General features: G+C 47.6%; 14 protein-coding genes. 3 read left to right on the forward strand and 11 right to left on the reverse strand.

Annotated elements, in window-relative coordinates; genetic code table 11:
* The 4 genes from V7051_RS10885 to V7051_RS10900 all read right to left on the reverse strand — a co-directional run bounded on the left by V7051_RS10885 (position 1) and on the right by V7051_RS10900 (position 5,190).
* The gene (locus V7051_RS10885) at positions 1 to 426 is read right to left on the reverse strand and encodes a hypothetical protein (protein ID WP_333874986.1); all 426 of its coding nucleotides are present in this window, start codon (positions 424 to 426) and stop codon (positions 1 to 3) included.
* Positions 427 to 642: 216 nt separating this feature from the next.
* Positions 643 to 1,275, reverse strand: coding sequence for a response regulator transcription factor (locus V7051_RS10890; protein ID WP_333874987.1), 633 nt, complete (start codon positions 1,273 to 1,275; stop codon positions 643 to 645).
* Positions 1,268 to 3,880 carry a PAS domain S-box protein gene (locus V7051_RS10895; RefSeq protein WP_333874988.1) on the reverse strand — a complete coding sequence of 871 codons (2,613 nt, stop codon included), beginning with the start codon at positions 3,878 to 3,880 and terminating at the stop codon, positions 1,268 to 1,270. Before V7051_RS10895 ends, V7051_RS10890 begins: the two co-directional genes overlap by 8 nt.
* A 335-nt stretch (positions 3,881 to 4,215) precedes the next feature.
* A complete protein-coding gene (locus V7051_RS10900; protein ID WP_333874989.1) occupies positions 4,216 to 5,190 on the reverse strand; it encodes a helix-turn-helix transcriptional regulator in 975 nt (324 codons plus the stop codon).
* A gap of 361 nt (positions 5,191 to 5,551) precedes the next feature.
* On the opposite strand from V7051_RS10900, the gene V7051_RS10905 reads away from it, so the two are divergent.
* Both V7051_RS10905 and V7051_RS10910 read left to right on the forward strand, forming a co-directional pair.
* Positions 5,552 to 7,783: a TonB-dependent receptor family protein gene (locus tag V7051_RS10905; RefSeq protein WP_333874990.1), complete on the forward strand. Its 2,232-nt coding sequence runs from the start codon at positions 5,552 to 5,554 to the stop codon at positions 7,781 to 7,783.
* Between the two features lie 382 nt (positions 7,784 to 8,165).
* Positions 8,166 to 9,296: an amidohydrolase family protein gene (locus V7051_RS10910; protein WP_333874991.1), complete on the forward strand. Its 1,131-nt coding sequence runs from the start codon at positions 8,166 to 8,168 to the stop codon at positions 9,294 to 9,296.
* Positions 9,297 to 9,439: 143 nt separating this feature from the next.
* Here V7051_RS10910 and V7051_RS10915 read toward each other — a convergent pair whose 3' ends face one another.
* Positions 9,440 to 9,757 carry an integration host factor subunit beta gene (locus V7051_RS10915; protein WP_333874992.1) on the reverse strand — a complete coding sequence of 106 codons (318 nt, stop codon included), beginning with the start codon at positions 9,755 to 9,757 and terminating at the stop codon, positions 9,440 to 9,442.
* 358 nt (positions 9,758 to 10,115) lie between these two features.
* On the opposite strand from V7051_RS10915, the gene V7051_RS10920 reads away from it, so the two are divergent.
* Positions 10,116 to 10,814 (forward strand): hypothetical protein, encoded by a 699-nt coding sequence (locus V7051_RS10920; RefSeq protein ID WP_333874993.1) that lies wholly within the window; start codon positions 10,116 to 10,118, stop codon positions 10,812 to 10,814.
* Between the two features lie 63 nt (positions 10,815 to 10,877).
* On the opposite strand, the gene V7051_RS10925 is transcribed toward V7051_RS10920, so the two are convergent.
* From V7051_RS10925 to V7051_RS10950, 6 genes are all read right to left on the reverse strand, one after another.
* Positions 10,878 to 12,092 (reverse strand): NrdH-redoxin, encoded by a 1,215-nt coding sequence (locus V7051_RS10925; protein WP_333874994.1) that lies wholly within the window; start codon positions 12,090 to 12,092, stop codon positions 10,878 to 10,880.
* A 59-nt stretch (positions 12,093 to 12,151) separates the two neighbouring features.
* Positions 12,152 to 13,927, reverse strand: coding sequence for a protein-disulfide reductase DsbD (dsbD, locus tag V7051_RS10930; protein WP_333874995.1), 1,776 nt, complete (start codon positions 13,925 to 13,927; stop codon positions 12,152 to 12,154).
* A 273-nt stretch (positions 13,928 to 14,200) separates the two neighbouring features.
* Positions 14,201 to 15,688, reverse strand: a complete 1,488-nt coding sequence (locus V7051_RS10935) for a nitrous oxide reductase accessory protein NosL (protein ID WP_333874996.1) — start codon at positions 15,686 to 15,688, stop codon at positions 14,201 to 14,203.
* The gene (locus V7051_RS10940; protein ID WP_333874997.1) at positions 15,588 to 16,124 is read right to left on the reverse strand and encodes a TlpA family protein disulfide reductase; all 537 of its coding nucleotides are present in this window, start codon (positions 16,122 to 16,124) and stop codon (positions 15,588 to 15,590) included. Before V7051_RS10940 ends, V7051_RS10935 begins: the two co-directional genes overlap by 101 nt.
* Positions 16,121 to 16,735, reverse strand: a complete 615-nt coding sequence (locus V7051_RS10945) for a nitrous oxide reductase accessory protein NosL (protein ID WP_333874998.1) — start codon at positions 16,733 to 16,735, stop codon at positions 16,121 to 16,123. The genes V7051_RS10940 and V7051_RS10945 overlap by 4 nt, the downstream gene beginning before the upstream one ends.
* Entirely contained in the window at positions 16,719 to 17,732 is a 1,014-nt protein-coding gene (locus tag V7051_RS10950) for a hypothetical protein (protein ID WP_333874999.1), read from the reverse strand. The genes V7051_RS10945 and V7051_RS10950 overlap by 17 nt, the downstream gene beginning before the upstream one ends.

The following is a 17,732-nucleotide window of genomic DNA, read 5'->3' on the forward strand; positions in this document are numbered from 1 at the left end:
TCAGAGTACGCCGATACAACGGTTCTCCAGTGTCAATGGAGACATATTAACGGATGATGGCCGGCTTTTCGGTAGCAATGCATCAGCTAATCGAGTGTTTAATGCTGTTAAGCCATCGGATAAATAAACGGGGGAAAGGGTGTCGATGCATTGCCTGAGCGAGACATTTAAGGAGGTATCTTTATACTCCAGCGTTATACCATGGATATGTTCGGCTCCGCTGCCGGCAGCCCCCGCTACTGATAGCGCGGCATCCTGTCCTATCAATCCGCCCCAGAACAGGTCAAAGGAGATAGAGGAGAATAATAATTTATCGCAAATTCGTTGTAATACCAGGGTTTCGTCGGTATTCCAGGTCATCAGGATGTCATGAACATCCAATAACACGGCCATGTTATTTTGACCAAGCTTAAAAGGTGCATCCATGAATGAAACGATTCTCTAATAAGTGACAACGTATTATTGCGGAAATCATAGACGTTAGAAATCAGTGGAGTGCTATAAAACGTATAAGGTTTACAGGAGATATTTTGTAGGATATTACCTACATAGCATAAGGGATGTTATCCGCATCAGTCTGCGTTGCTGTTACCGTGGCCCAATCACTGGCAGGTCAGGACAATAGGCAAACCCTGCGAAGCTTTAATTGAGCAAGTTATTCTTAATCGCGTAATGGATGATTTCGGCGTTATTAGACATGTTCATTTTTGTCATCAGGCGGCTTCGGTAGGTGCTGATTGTTTTGACGCTAAGCGCCATATGCCGGGCCAGATCAGTAATGCTTATACCTTCGCATATGCCGCGAAAAACCTGAAACTCACGGTCGGTTAGCGTGGTATGCAGAAGTTTTTCCTGGTTTGGATTCAATTCCGCAATCAGTTTTTCAGTCATCGTCGGGCTTATATATTTTCCTCCTTTGGCAACCTTGCGAATGACTGACACCAATTGCTCAGGCGCGCTTTCTTTGGTGAGATAGCCGTCCGCGCCAGCGCGCAGCATTCTGATGGCGTATTGATCTTCCGGATACATGCTTAGAATCAGGATAGGCAATTGCGGAGATTGATGCTTTGCCAGCTTGATCAATTCCAGCACGTTTTTACCCGGCATGGCGATATCGAGCAGCATGATATTCCAGCCCTCATCCCGAATAAACTTTAGCACCTCATCACCCGAACTCGCTTCGCCGAATATCTCCATATCGGGAACATCGGAGAGAATTTGCTTCAATCCTTCTCTGACGATGGCATGATCATCGGCGATAACTATTTTAATCATTATAGCGACCGCTTTCGGGTGAGTTTAGAGGCATGTTTAATACCAGTGTGGTTCCTTTTCCGGGGCTACTGACGATTGCGAGGTCTCCCCCAAAATGACGTACGCGTTCATGCATGCCCAGAATGCCGTATTTACCGGAGTTATGCATTTGTGCTTTCGTCATACCGCAGCCGTTATCGGCTATCTTTATGATCAATTTATTTGCACCAGTTTCAATATCAATAGCTACTTTGGTAGCTCCGGAATGTAGGGTAATATTAATTAATGCTTCCTGCATAATCCGGAAAGTTGCGATATCCCTGTTTTTATCCATCACGATATCATCTTCCGGTTCGGTTAAAACACATTGCATACCGGTTTGCTGTCTAAATTCATCTATTTTCCATTCTATGGCGGCTAATAAGCCAAAATCATCCAAAATACTCGGTCTGAGATCGGTAATGATTTTTCTGACTGACTGAATCGCATCTTTAAGATGCCGATTCATTGCAGCGACTTTTTTATGGCAGTTGAGCAAATCTTCCGGCAATTGTTTAGCTAACCAGCTTAAATCCATTTTGAGAACTGCCAGAATACTGCCCAATTGATCATGAACCTCCCGTGCAATTCGCGTTCTTTCTTCTTCCCGTGCCGACACCAAGTGACTGGATAAATTTCGTAGCGCTTCCTCGTGCTGTTTACGGTCGGTAATATCAATAATGGAGCCGACCATGCGTACCGCACGGGCACTTTTATCGCGGATAGTATCGCCTCGTGAAAGTATCCATCGGTAACTGCCATCCTTATGGCGCAACCGGATTTCTGCGCAGAACGGAGCGTTTCCCTGCTGGTGCCGACGTAAATCCTCAGAGAAGACAGCCTTGTCATCGGGATGGACAAGATCGAAAAAACTGGAAGAGGCGCCGGGCAAGTCACTTTCCTGATATCCCAAAAGTTCCAGCCAACGTGGCGAATGGTAGCTCTCGCCGGTAAGGATATTCCAATCCCAAATGCCGTCATTGATTGCGCGTTCGACAAGCATATAGCGCTCCTCGCTTTTACGCAAAGCTTCTTCTGTATGCTTGCGTTCCGTTATATCACGCGCGGTGCCGATAAAAAAATGACGCTGATCGACGTACAACTCACTGACGCCCAGTTCCATCGGAAAAACAGAACCGTCTCTTCTGAGTCCGTTTATCTCACGTCGGATGCCGATTATTTTAGCTTTGCCGCTGTTCAGATAGTTTGTTAAATAAGAATGATGGCGGCTTCGGTCGGGTTCGGGCATTAAATTGTTAATGCTATGACCGATCAATTCCTCGGCGGAATAACCGAAAAGCCTTTCAAAAGACGGATTAAGCGATTCAATGATGCCATTATCATCAATAATGATGATGCCATCAGATACATTGTTGAAAATAGAGCGCATCCTCGCTTCGCTTTTACTCAGCGAGTCTTCCATTTCGATACGATGAGTCACATCGTTTTGCACGCCGACGTAATGAGTGATCCGGCCTCTTTTATCGCGTATGGGCGAGATATAAACTTCATTCCAGAACAGACTGCCGTCTTTGCGATAGTTGCGCAAAATCGCATAAGCATCGCGATAACTTTCCAAGGCAGCGCGTAATTCAACAATGTTCGGTTGCTCCCTGTCGTTATTTTGTAGAATACGGCAATTACGGCCTAACAATTCCTGCATGGAATATCCGGACATGTGTAAGAAAGCTGCATTGGCGTAAACAATGGCATAGTCGGTATCAGCCAGACCGGTGATGATAATGCCGTTTATACTGGAATCGATGGCGTGCTGTATCAGGTTCAATTTGTCTTCGGCGTTACGACGACCGGTGATATCTTGTATAGCGCCGTAAATACGGACCACTTTGCCGCTTCTCCAGTCGCGGATCGGCAATGCATGATCGCTGAAATAAAATACTTTATCCTCGTTAGTGATAATCCGGTACTCTGAGGTATCTTCAAAACCCTCCAGCAGCTTCTCGAACCGATGTTGAACAATCGATAGATCATCAGGATGGATAGGTAAGTCCCAATCGCGAATCTGTTCATCTAACTCGCGATGAGGGATGCCGTTGATGCCGATAAATCGTTTAAAAGATTCAGTGACCCATTCGAATATCGGTTTGCCATCCGGCGAAATACGCATCGAGTAAGCGAAATCGGATGTCAATCGGGAGATAGCAAGATCCCATCTTTCACATAACAGAGCATCCTTGTTTCCCTCTTTACAATAATCTCTTTTTGTTGCGTCGAGCAGGCTTTGTTCTATCGCGTCGGGCAAAGAATGGCGATTGCACTTGATGACATAATCCGCCATGCCGCACTTGATTGCGGTCGCCGCTACATCCTCGTTGCCATAGCCGGTCAACATGATCACGGGTAGATAAACGTAGCGGGATTGGATTTCCTTAAATAAAGTTAATCCATCCGTCCAGCCGAGCTTATATTCGATAATCGCCAGATCAAAATCGGCTCCTGTCATTTTTTCATCAAAGGCCTCGCGACTGCCGACCTCAACGATATCCGCATGGGTGAATTTATTGCGCAACGTTTCCTTGGTCAGGGAGCGCTCAACGACATCATCGTCAATAATCAGGAATTTCATTCTTTCTTCTGTACATCCATCTGTGCTTGGGCTTTTAATAAAAAACTATTGTAGCTTTAAATACATTTCATGGAAGTATCGTAGGAATGAATAACAGTAAAGTCATCTGCCAAACCGAGTAGAACAGGATGATGGATCGTTTTTTCATGCAGGAAGTGTTGGGCGGCTATTCTTTTGATGAGCACGCCCCTTCTTACCGGAATATATAGGCAGGAGGCAAAAATCAATAATCTAATAGGTAAAGGACTGTGCCTTTGGATGCTGTGGTTTTAAGGCTTTTTAAATGAATGGCGTATAGCTGTTCTATAGGGAGAAACTGAACTCTGGAGCGTTAGTTATTTGTTGTGAGTTATCTTGGTATTTTTTGAGATGGCTTTGGGTGAAATTCCAAAATATTTTATGAATGCAGCGCTGAAGTTGCTGGCATGGCTGTAACCCACCAAGTCTGCGGCAATAGCCACCTGACATTGTTTCGATTCGAGCAACTGATAGGCATTATTCATCCGTATTTCCAACAGCAAACCATAAGGCGTGTTATTAAAAAAATGATGAAATAATTTTTTTAATTTGAACTGGTTGGTACCCACCCGCTTTGACAGTTCTTCCACTGACGGCGGGTTCTTGAACTCATTAAATAAAATATCCCGTGCCGATTTTGCGATAGCGGCGTCTTTTTGATTAAATCCCGCTGAGTTCTGACGATTGTCTTTACCCAGATGGCCTAACTCAAACGCCAGCAGGGACATGATTTGTCCATGCATGAATATCCGGTTTGTAGTCCTTGATTCGTTGCCGTTCAATAACTGTTGCGCGGCGAATAATGCTTGTGGAGAGATTGGCCGATAGCTTAATAATTGCATGCCGTTATTGCTAAACAACTGTGCTGACTTATTTTCACCAAAATACCTGTCCAGCCAATTTTTATTCATGCAGAAACGAAGTTGCATTGTTGGTTTATGCGCCTGGTATTGTCGTTCGCCAATGCTTGATCGGATTGTTGTTATAGAGGTGTAGCCTTCGTTAAAAACAAGTTCATCACCGCTATTTCCGGCAAAACGGGATTGTCCTTTTAAGCCTAGTGTAACCACCAATCGCGGCTCCTGATATTCTAAGCGGTTCAAAACAGCGAGGTCTTTCGTCGGCGTGTAACGGGTTTCTATATAGCTTAAGTCTTGATCAATCTGGAATATGGCTGAGTGTCCCACACCTAAATTTTCCGGTAAGGATTGATACAGGCAGTTTTTTTGTTGGTGGAAGTCTAGTTCGTCGCTGCTTATGCGCCATCGTCTTGTTGCTTGCTTTGTTTCCATTATTACCTGTCTTGCTTTTGGATTATAAAACTATCCATACCATTAAGCACAAACTACGCCTTGACTTGTTACGGTATTGTTTTCAAAGCCTTAAGGCTTGCTTTCGGGAGCAATAAAACACATTTCGTTGAATAGTAGGTCATATCACACACTAACTTGAAGAAACCAAGGCATATCGCGCAATCCTACTTATGGCATAAGAAATACTCCTTTTGCCATATGAATGCGCGAGGAAATCGCTGCCGGTATTGGGTAGTATCTTCGCACTATATTCAAGCCAAATCTAAATGTTGATTTGACTGTCGAATCAAAAATTCTCAGCCAATACTGAGGTGTGTTCTTTGACTACGTTGGAATCATTATGAAGTGTTTACCCTTCAATCGGCCTGTTACGCTTTTACAGTTAAGCGGTCCACTGTTTACGTCCTTTTTATTGTTTAATTACAGCTCCATAGCACTAGCAAAAGAGCCGCCGAAAACAGTTAATGCAGAGAAAAAACCGACCAAAACACAATCCCCGGTCGTACTTAAAACAATGGAAGTAACGGAAAAAAGTGACCATAAACTCGCCGCTGCAAGTGCCGAAGTTGCTGTTTCGCCGGGCGGCGTCAGCTTGGTCAATATCAACGATTTGCATGACCGTAACGTATCCAGTGTGGCGGATTTTTTTCGTTATGTGCCTGGCGTTTGGGCGACTAGCCAAAGCGGCAACGACGAAGTATTTATTACCAGCCGCGGTTCGAATCTGGACGCCAACAACTTTGCCGGTAGCGGCGTTAAATTGCTGCAAGACGGACTGCCGGTCACAGCCGCTGATGGCAACAACCACAACCGCATGATCGATCCGCTGGCTTCAAGTTTTGCCACCGTTGCACGCGGCGGCAATGCGTTTAAGTATGGCGCCAGTACTTTGGGCGGCGCTATCGATTTTACTTCGCCCACCGCTCATGACAGTCCGACCGCGAGGCTTGCGCTCAGCGGCGGAAGCTTCGGCCAGTTCCTCGGCCGCGGAATGGTCAGCAAGGTTTTTAATGATAGTTTCGACGGCTTGTTGACCGTCGAAGGCAAAGAATGGGACGGTTTCCGCGACCATAACAAGCAGGACAGATTCGGCTTATACGGCAACTTCGGCTGGCAAATCTCCGATTCCATCGTAAACCGCACTTTTGTCAGCTACATTAAAAATAATCAGCAGTTGCCGGGGCAGTTGACGCGAGCACAGTTCAACGCCGATCCTTACCAAGCCAATGCACAGGCAGTCGGCGGCAATTATCAGTTGAATGCCGAGACTGAACGTGTCGCCAACAAAACTACATGGACTATTGATAACAAAAGCTCCCTGGACATCGGTTTCTCTTTTGAAAACCAGCAGCTTTATCATCCTATTGTCGATAAGGTGATGTTGCCGAATGTTAACGGCGGGATGAACGATATGTTCAGCCTGTTGGTCGATTCCAATCAGCAGGACTGGGGCACATCGGCCCGCTACAATCTGCGCCTGGACAGCCACGAATTATTGCTGGGTTTGAATTTCGGCACCAATTCAGATAAAGGCGGCAATTACACCAATAACGGCGGCATACGTGGGCCGATGACCAATCAAATTACCAAGAAAGCCGATAATATCGAAATTTTTGCCCAGGATCACTGGCATATTACCGATAAATGGACGCTGACGCCCGCGTTGCAAGGCGTGTTTGCACACCGTGCAGTCGATAATAGACGATTGCCGATTCCTCAAGATCTGCAACCTAATTTTCTGTTCGCGCCCACACCCAATTTTTATCCTCAGGGCGGCAACCCCAGCAATGACTACGCGGGCATTAATCCGAGTCTGGGCTTGATGTATAACTTGACTAAAAGTTCCAGTCTTTATGGCAACGTCAGCCGTTTATATGCGCCGCCGACTAACTACAATATATCGGATAACATTACCGCCGGGTCAGGCACTACCAGTCTCAAGGCAATGGAAGGCACATCGGTCGAAATAGGTACACGCGGCAATCAAAAACTCGGCAGCTTAAACAATGTGATGTGGGATTTGTCGCTGTATTACTCGTGGCTTAATAACGAGATCCTGTCCGTTACGCCTCCAAGCGGTTCCGCTATTGCGTCGAATTTCAATAACACCATTCATGCTGGAGTTGAAGGTTTAATCGGCGGCAGCTTTGCCCTGGATGGAAAAGCCACGCACACGATCAAACCGATGCTGAACTTTACGATCAACGATTTCAGTTTTGATAATGACCGCACTTACGCGAACAACGCTTTACCGGCGGCACCCAAATATTTCTTAAAAGGTGAAGCCCTTTATCACCATGCGAGCGGATATTTTATCGGGCCGACTTTCGATGTGGTCGGTAAGCGCTGGGGAGACTACGCGAATACTTATAAGATCGATTCTTACGGTTTGCTCGGCATGCGTACCGGTTGGTCGAATAATCATTACAAAGTATTTCTCGAAGGCCGGAACTTGTTGGATACCAAATACGTTGCCAATACCAATATCATGAATACCGCAACGGCGACCGATGCGATGTTGAATGCCGGCGTGCCGCTTTCATTTTATGGCGGTATAGAAATTACTTACTAACCGTAGCTGCTCAGTTGGTAGGGCGTGCCGTGCGCGCCTTGAAGATCCAAGGAGCGCACGGCACGCCCTACATTGGAGTTTTTAAGTAAACGGAATCAATTGCTTATCTTTCGTTCTTGTCTTTGCTCATGCGGCGCGTAGGCGCGATAGGAAAGCTCCAGCTAGTCGTAGCTTGGCAATTATCCAAAGCAAGCTTTGGACTCCTTCATAAACCCCGGAGTTCAAAGCTTGCTTTGAACATTTCTAACACCTTTATTGATTGAACATGCGCACACTCTGTTTAAAAGTAGATGAAACGCAAAATCGCGCGATAACGAAAATACTTTTCCTAATCGAACTTTTGTTGTTTTTAGCCTTAACTGGCGGCGTCTCATGCCACGTTATGGCCCAGGAATCGGAACAACCCCTCGTTCTTATCCATGCCGCACGGGTTTTCGACGGCAACAGCATCAGGACTGATGCCTCGGTATTGGTGGTCGGTGGGCTTATCGCCAAAATCGACGCCCGTGAAGCATTCAAGTCCAGCACTGCAAAAGTCATTGATTTGGGCGATGCAACGTTGTTGCCGGGTTTTATCGAATTACATGCCCATATTGGCTTTCAACACGTTCCGGCTGATATTGTTTTAAAGCACGGCATTACCACGATTCGGGATGTCGGCGGGCCATTGCACAAGCCTTATGGCGGCGACGGCAGCTTGCGTGTGCTGACTTCCGGGCCGATTATTACCGCACCCGGCGGTTACCCGATTCCGGAATTGGGATCTGAAAATATCGCCATAGCCGTTTCTACAGAACGACAAGCGCGGGAAACCGTGCGTGCGCTTATTCACGGCGGCGCGGTCGTGATTAAGGTCGCGTTGGAACCCGGCGGCGAGGCGGGCTCGCCTTGGGCTTCGGAGCATCATCACACTGACTCAGGTCAAGATCATCCTCATTCAAAAAACAATCGGCCTTTATTGCCGGAAAACATTGTTAGGGCGATTGTCGATGAAGCCCATAAACAGGGGCGTAAAGTGACGGCGCATATAGGCGAAGCAAAAGGCGCAAAGATTGCCGTTGACTCAGGCATTGATGAATGGGCGCACATTCCTTGCTCCGTTATTCCCGAAGCCTTGCTGAAAAAAGCAGTGGAGCGGAACATAAAAACAGTCACCACGTTGGATATTTTGTCGAAATGTCCGGCTGTAGCTGACAATGCCCGCACTTTGGCTGCATTGGGCGGTAAGTTTTTATACGGCGCTGAAATTGCGCATCCCGATATTCCTTGGGGCATTGATGCGCAGGAGCTTATGGAAATAATGCGCATGACTGACATGCAAGCTATTGACGCCTTGCGTAGTGCGACATCCGAGTCAGGCAGTCATCTGAATATACCGTTGTTGGGCACCCTGCAATCCGGAGCGCCGGCCGATATGATTGCCGTGAAAGGCGATCCCGTTCATGCTTTTAAGACACTGGAATATCCGGATTTTGTGATGTCGGGCGGCAAAATTGTAGTCAATAATTTTTGAAGGAGTGTGGCTATGCTTTAACTTACACAATAGCCGGAATGCACTGCGCTAATGATCAGCGGTGGCAAGGAAAATTCCTTGTCCGCCGCTTTCCGGCAATATTTTCGGAGCCTCGCACAAGATCTTCGTTTAAGCCGCATTGATTAAAAGCTAGACTTTTGTTTAATCCGGCACGTGGTTCTTTGTAAATCCACTCTCTGCCTTAGGTCTTTGCCCGGCTTGAAATAGGGCGAATATCGGGCCGGTAATTTCAACTCTCCCCCCGACCGGGGATCTCGGCCGGTAAAAGGCGGATGGTAATGCAAGGAAAAACTGCCAAAGCCCCGGATTTCTATTCTATCGTTAGCCATCAGCGCTTTACTCATGTGTTCGATGATGCAGCCAACCGCCAATTCCACATCTTTTCGCTCTAAATGCGGCCATTTTTTAGCTAATAGATCAATGAGCTTTGATTTAGTCATGTTAGTCCTGTTGTTTATTTAGAAGCTATTCAATCAAATAAGTTATAGGGCATATGCCCTGTTTTTCTATGTGAAATGCCTTAATAATTCATTTTATGATTTGTTTAATCCCAGTATTGATGCGGCTTTGAAGCATTTTTCATAGCACAAACCTGATAATAAAGCACATGTCATGCCAATTTCTGCGGCTTATTGTCGCGCGCGTCAATCTGCCGCATTTTCAAGGTCTATTTTAATCACTAGACTATGCCCAGCTCTTGCGAATCCCTCTAAATTTAAAGGGGCTAGAGTTCAACTGTCCTTCCTCTGTGTGCGGTCAGCAGCCCTGGCCGCATCTTTTTGGCTTACAGGTGGAATCATGAAACGAAATTATCAAACCGATATATCTTGCCCCGTTGATGATCAAGACTTGCTCAGACAAATCGCCTTCCATGAGGCCGGTCACGCAAGCGCCATTTATCTTTACAATAAACAGAAGCAACTGCCGCCTGTGTATTTTCAAATCACCATTAAGGCGTTGGATCACCAAAAAGACAGTTCTTTGGATAGTCGCTTAGCTTATGATCATTTTGCCGCAGTCGTGGAAGGAGGCCGCCTGATTCACAGCCTACCGATTGCGTTGATTGAAAGTACCCATTATTTCTCAGCCGCTGAGCAAGATGCGTATCAGACCGCTTTTGAGGCGGATATGATTAACCTGCTGATCGGGCCTTTGGCGGAAGCAAAACATGTGGCTCTTCGTGATGATGAACAGTTCAATGCCCGGCTGGTTAACATCAATTCCTTGCATTATTACGGCGGCACATCCGATCTTGAAAAGGTGTATGAGTACTTGGATATTTTTATCCCGGCCAGAAGCCGCCATGAAGAAAAGATGGCTGAGCTGTTTGAGCAAGCCTTTCAATTCATAAGTTCGCCTGCTCATTGGCAGGCTGTTGAGCGTTTGGCCGTCTATATCCTTAACAATAAGGAAAATATAATCGGCTGCGAGGAAGCGATTGCTGTGCTGGATAAAAGCGGAAGAGATCGGTTTCCAAAGCTTTCTTGTCGGGGATAATGAGGCTGGGAAACTCCGCCCGGTTTTTATACAAGACTTCCTTGTTGAGGGCGATTTAATAATTCAAGCCGGCGCTATTACCAAGTAAATGCCAAGCCCCACCATTACCAGACCGCTGATTAACTTAAGCCAACGGCCTTCCTTTTCCTGAAGCCGATGCTGGCTCAAGGTGATGACGCCTATCGCTAGAATAATAACGTCATCGAACATATAAGCCAGATTGTAAAGCAACAAATAGCTGTAATAGCTCATGGTATCGAGCTGTTTCAGCGTCAGAATCTTCGTGTATAGCGCGGGAAAACCCGATGTGCACATGAATTCGACAAGCTGCACTAAAACAGCCAGTATCACCGCCCCAACCAGTGCGCCGGTAAGATTTTGCGCGTGGAGAATACGCCGTATTCCGGCATAAATACACGGCTTTGCGCTCTCTGAAATCGACAGTGAAACGCCGTAACCATGAAACCAGACGTCCTTGAGATTAATCAAGCCGGCCAACAGGGCAATGATTGCAATAACTATTTCCGAAATACGGGACAAGCCGATCAGCAAGAAAAGATTAAGCCAGGCTGTCATGAAAATAAAATAAGCCAGGCCTTCAATAGCAATGAAAGTGCCGGCAATAGCGAGCATTCGGGGCCTGTTATTCATCGGCGCAAGTAATGAAATGATTAGGATCAATACCCATAGGGAACAAGGATTGAAGCCGTCCAACAAGCCCATGGATAAGGTAAACAGCGGTAAACCGACTTCATTCAACGACAATTTGCGGCCAAAAAAATCAAGGGTAAAAGTTTGCGTTGGCGGGGCCGTCGGTTCCGCTACAGCTTCACAGGACAATGCTTGTTCGGCTTCGCAACTGCCCGAAGTGTCGGCCATTTTCGCAGTTTGAGCCGGACGAGCCTGCGTTAACGCATCGCGAATCAGCTGTCCAGTTGTTATCTCATCGGAATAGCCGATGATTAATTGGCCGCGGACCTGGAAAGCGGGCACTCTGACGGTACTTGTACCTTGATTTTTAGCAAAACGCTGTAATTGCTCCAATGCCGCCGGATCATGCGACACTTCATGAATGACGATCTTCAGAGCCGGTTGTTCCCGTTTAAGGGTCTGCAAAAACACTTCGGCTTTAGCGCAATGCGGGCAGCCATCGCGAACAAAAGCTTCAATGTCGGCAGATTCAACGCCTTTATTAACCTCGGCAACGGCCGCTGAGGTCAAAGCGAAAGTGGCTAATAAAATTAAACCGGCAATAAAAAGCTTGACTATTATGTTCAATGAAAATTTCCCAATTGTGGCTTTGATTTCGGAAAAAAACGGCGGATAAAGATTAAACGCTAAGATAGCGGCCGATTAAAAACCCGGTTAACGATGTCCAGGAATTTATCCTTCTGCAAATAACCGATCACCCTGTAAGCAGTGCGTTCCTGTTGATCGGGGCCGAAAAAAAGTATTGCCGGCGGTCCAGGCAGGTTAAATTTTTTCAATAATGCCCGATCTGTCTGTGAATTTTGGGTAACGTCCGCCTGTACCAGCATCATCGGCGATAAAACTTCCCTGACTGCGGAGTCGGAAAACGTATAAAGCGCCATTTCCTTGCACGATGCGCACCAGTCGGCATAAAAATCAAGCATGAGGCCACGCCCTTGCAGATGCGCTTCGGCCAGCATTTGCTGTAACTCATCGGCAGATGTGATCTTTTGAAACGGCAGCGACGGTTGTTCTTCACAGGCGATTGCGGCGGTACACAAAAGCTGCATGGCGTCGCGTTGCTGGTGAGTGAAGACGCCTACCAGTAAAAAAAGCCCATAAGTCAATGCGACCAATCCGGCTCCTTTCCAAAGCTTTTTCCAACCCAGATACACCAGCGGAACAATCAGCAACGCCAGCCAAAGCATTTGAGTCAATATCGGCGGCAGGATGCGCCCCAAAAGCCACACAGCAACTGCCAGCAATCCTATGCCAAAAACAGCCTTCGTGACATTCATCCAGATGCCGGTTTTAGGCAATAGTTTTCCGGCGGAAGTTCCGATAATAAGCAACGGTATTCCCATGCCTATCCCCAATGAGAACAGCGCCAATCCGCCCAGCATCGCATCACCGGTTTGCCCGATGTAGATCAGTGCGCCCGCTAATGGAGCGGTAATGCACGGACCGACCGCCAAAGCGGAAAGCATACCCATTATTGCCGCACCCAACAGACTCCCGCCTTGTTGTTTGGCGCTGATTTTTGCGATTCCGCTTTGTATAACAGTAGGCATTTGCAGAGGGAAAAAACCAAACATTGAGCAGGCCAATAAAATAAAGATCCCGCTGAAAGCACCAATCACCCAGGGCTCTTGGAAAAAAGATTGCAGGTTGCTGCCGAAAAGACCGGCCAATACACCGAAAAGCGTATAAGCCGTAGCGGAAGCCAGAACATAAGCCAGAGACAGCATAAAGGCCATACGGGTGGTCAGCCGACTACCCTGGCCGACGATAATACCGGAAAGAATCGGGATCATCGGGAACACACACGGAGTAAAAGCCAGCAACAAACCGAAACCGAGAAAACTCAGGATAATCAACCACAACGATCTGTTCCCTATCGATGCGGCGATACTATTCTGTTCCGAGATAAAGGGCGGAAAATTGCCGAAAGCGGAAGTTATTGCCCACCAATTGAAATCTTCATCCGGTAAATCGAAAGAAACGGATTGTTGAACGGGCATATAGCAAAGGCCTACATCAGCGCAGCCTTGAAAATTAACTTCTAATTCCAGTTTATTCAGTTTCGGGTCCTGACGCTGGACAGCGATTTCTACCTCAAGATGATCCCGGAAAACTTCCACGTCACCGAAAAAGTTATCGTGCTTGGCATGGCCGGGAGGAAAGCTCTGTTCTCCCACTTTGATGCCGGGAGTCAATGAGGTAAATTTGAATTTGTTACGATACAGGTAATAGCCGTTTGCAATATCCCAGGACAGCACCAGCCTGTCGGCTTTTTTCACTTTGGATGTGAACTGAAAAGCTTGATCGGCGGGCAATAGATCCGCTTGATCGACAGCTAACGCCTGACCGGCAAAACATAGTGCCAGACAGAATAAAAATTTTAGGATTAAGGGTTTAACCATCAGCAAACTCCCCAGCGGGTTATAGGGCCAAAGTCGGGTAGGGCGCTTCTATTAAGTTATGCAAAATGCCATCGTAGGAGCGGGCCGCGGCCCGCGAGATTTGGGAGAATTGTAACTCGTTCATCGGGGGCACGGCCCGCTCCTACAACGTTTAATATAATGACAGTAGAGCAGGGCACGTTATGCGTTTTATTGAATTGACCGGATACCGTGTTGCGGGTTGTTGAAATTCGATTCAACATTAATTAATGCTGGAACAGCCCGATTGCACTGTCAATAATCCGGGGCGGCCCGAAAAGTCCAAATAACGGAAAGATTACCGAAGAACCCGTTACCTAGTTGAACCTGCTCGAACTGGCCTCTGGCATTTCTTGCCTTCTGGGAGTTCAGGTCCTCGTATATCGGCAAGCCGATCGAGCCCCGTAATTTGAAGTTACCGCCCAGGGCATTGAGAAACCTATAGTCGGAGACAAACGCAAGATTGGTGACGGTGCCACCGCTATTGCCGATTTTGTTGCCACGGTCTTGATTTTTCTCGCTGTAGCTGGCGTCCATTTCGATACCGACCATCAGGTTGTAGTTTGGCGTGTAGTGTAAGGCCAGACCGGCACTGGCAACGTCACCGAATGCAAACTTGTCGCTATTTTCCGGGCTGACATTATAAAGAGCTGTTGTATGTAGCCAGAAGTCCTTCCAGCGCTGAGAGTAGAGCAACCCGCCAGTGAAGGTTGCGGTGCCTTTGCCCAATTGCAGCCCCGGCGCTTGGGAGATCAAGCCGGTCGTCGCATCGCGGGCGGCATTGAATTGACCGGTGGGCAAGCTGGTGCCGAGCAGAATGCTGGCAAACTTGTCCCAGCGAGTGCTGCGCCATAAATTGTAACGTCCTTCAAGACTGATATCGCCGATTCCATTGGTGTTATCGACTGTTTCCCCGAATCTTCCCGGTGTCGCTTGAGTCAGGACGCTCATCCTTTTTTCGAACCAGGGCACGTTCATGAACAGCGCGAGGTTGTCAGTTGGCGAATAATTCAACGTTAAGGCTTGCTGTTGGACCTGCATTTCTTTCGGGGCTCTGGGCTGAGCTACGTTGCCATGGATGAAACTATTCGGATCCACACCGTTGGAGCCGATCTTGAGATCGTCTTTTTCAGTATAACCGTAGACCATGCCGGCACTGAAGTTGCCCTTACCCGGAGTCACCGCGGTGCGAATCCGAAACGGCGCGGTCGTACCTACCGGCGATACGTCATCGTAGGCAATGTTGAAGTCGATCACCTCGCCGCCTTGCTTGGCGGCGAACGCTTCGGCCTCCTCGCGCTTGGCGAAAGCGATGTAGTTCGGAACCATATCCGGAATCACCTCGCTGCCGAGCACGTAAGTGGCCGTTTGAGCATCTACCAGCTCGCCTGAGACCCAATCATGCACTTTGACCGACTTGAATGCGGATAGGCCGCCGGCATCCTCAACTTCGCGCAGCATACAGGCGACGCCGCAGGTATGCTCCATGGTGCCGTCTTTAAGGACTAATTCCGCCGCACTTTTTTGGTAGCGGTCGATGTACATGCCGCAGACCCGGCAGCTTTCACGTTTGTGCGTCTCCTCAGCTGATACTACGTCCAACATCAAGGTAAGCTGGAGTATCACCAGCATGAACGCTATTTTATTGACCGTTTTCATAAAAAACTCCTTTGTATAGGATGGTTGTAAAACGTTTTTCATATTCATCGATACCGGCTTCTCCGGTAATCTTGTCCCGGACAATGCCTTGTTCGTCGATAACGAAAGTGGTCGGCAGACCGATGACACCAAAGCGCTTGGCTACCAAACCGTATTCATCGACCAGCATCGGATAGGTCAGGTGATCGAATTGCTTGAGACGTTCGTCGGTTTTGACTATACGGCTTTCATCGATTGCCACCGGAACGAAGCCCCGATCTTTGTACTTTTGGTAAAGCGTCTCCAAAGACAAAACAATCTGTTTGTCACAGAAACCGCAATCCATGGACCAAAAGCGCACTAGAGCGACCTTGCCTTTGATCGCGTCGGGCAGAGTTACGGATTTGCCCCGGAAGTCGGTTAGCGTGGCGCTGGGGGCGGCGTCTCCGGTCTGCAATCCTGTGCGCTTATTGCATCCGCCAAGCGCTGCAACAACCAGCAGGCCCAGTAGCAATGGTTGTAAATAGGCGATTATTCTCATGAGCGGTGATCCAGTGATTCGATGACGGCGGGCGTCACATCCTGATAACGGATGATGGATTTGCCTTTATGATCTTCCAAAAATTCCTGCGCGGACTCCCGATCCTTGAACGGCAGTAATTCATGGCCCATCGGACCCAATACGTCGGAACCGAGCACATAAAAAGCCGATTTGGCATCGATCAACTCCACCTCGTAATAATCAGTAACGTAAATAGCCTTGATATTTTCCGCCGATTTTCCGGGAGTATATTTCGCGGTGTCGAAAATATGCTTGAACATATCCTTCGCGCCGTCATAAAAATAATACGAGCCATCCTTGAACATGATTTGAGCGACCCATTTCGGGTATTTGTAGACAAACATGCCGCATACCGGGCAGCGGTCGGATTTTTTGATAGTCACCTCGGGCTCGTCGGCAAAGCTGACGTTCACACTAAAAAGCAGAAACAGCCAAAGTATTATTTTGGTGTATAGCTGCCGGTAAAAGTTTCTCTCTTCTATTTCCGGCTTAAGGACATCAGCTGTAGGGCGTGCCGTGCGCGCCTTGGGAGCTAAGGCGCGCACGGCACGCCCTACATATGCGGGAAACGGTTTAATAAACAACTTCATAAGCAATAACCAAACTTGAGGAAACAATTTCATAACTGACCATCGCGGTAAACGCTGCATATAAAATGACGGAAGTCAGGGCCAGATTACGGATGAACCCGCCGAGCATGGCTTGCAGGCTTTCCACTTGGCGGAAAGGAAGCAATGCACCGACACCAATTCCCGACACCACGGCACCGAACAGGAGTATATAAAGCAGGTAGCCGATATAGTTGTACTCTTCCATGATGATGCAGAACGGACAGTGATGGGTCGGCAGCTCATAGATGTACAGTGAGATGAAGGATACGATGGAAACCAGTGAGATGATAAACATCAACAGGCTCAGCGCGGCATAAAGGTAGCCACCTAAGCCCTTCATATAAAAGAAAATCCCGCACAACAGCGTGCAGAACATAGTGCTGTAAAAAATCCACATCATCGGCAATGCAGGCAGCGAAGCAATTTCGGAACCTATGCCCGTTACCCGCTCGCTGCTGAACAAACTGCCGCAACAGGAGGTAATCACGTCGGCTTTCATGCTCAGAAAGTAGGCGCTCTCCAGAATTGTCTCCAGCAAGATAAAGGGAGCGACGACCGCTAGCAGCAGGTATTTCTTTTTGATCAGCGGGTAGTCGTAACCCTGGTTGTCGGCATAATTCAAAACCAGCCAGAGACCGGCCAGAATAAAGTTGAAGATTTTCAGCACCAGCGTGGGATAGCCGAAACTATCGACGTTTAACGTACCCGCAGCACACATCGCGCCGACAAAAAGCGGGGTCAGGCTGTCGGCGGTAAATATATATAAAAAAAGCGACAGCAATTGGAGGCCGAAAACGTACGAGAGCAGCGTCGAAATCAGGTAGGTTTTGCGCTCCAGCACCAACTGCAATTCGTGGCCGCTTTGTATATCCCAATGCCTTAATATCTGTACGCCGTAAAATACGGCGTATAAAACCATGCCGCTGCCTATATAAGCGGCCAGCAGGTTGGCGATGACGGTGGGATGCAAAATCAC

It is taken from the genome of Methylobacter sp. (assembly GCF_036845245.1).
Classification (GTDB): domain Bacteria; phylum Pseudomonadota; class Gammaproteobacteria; order Methylococcales; family Methylomonadaceae; genus Methylobacter_A.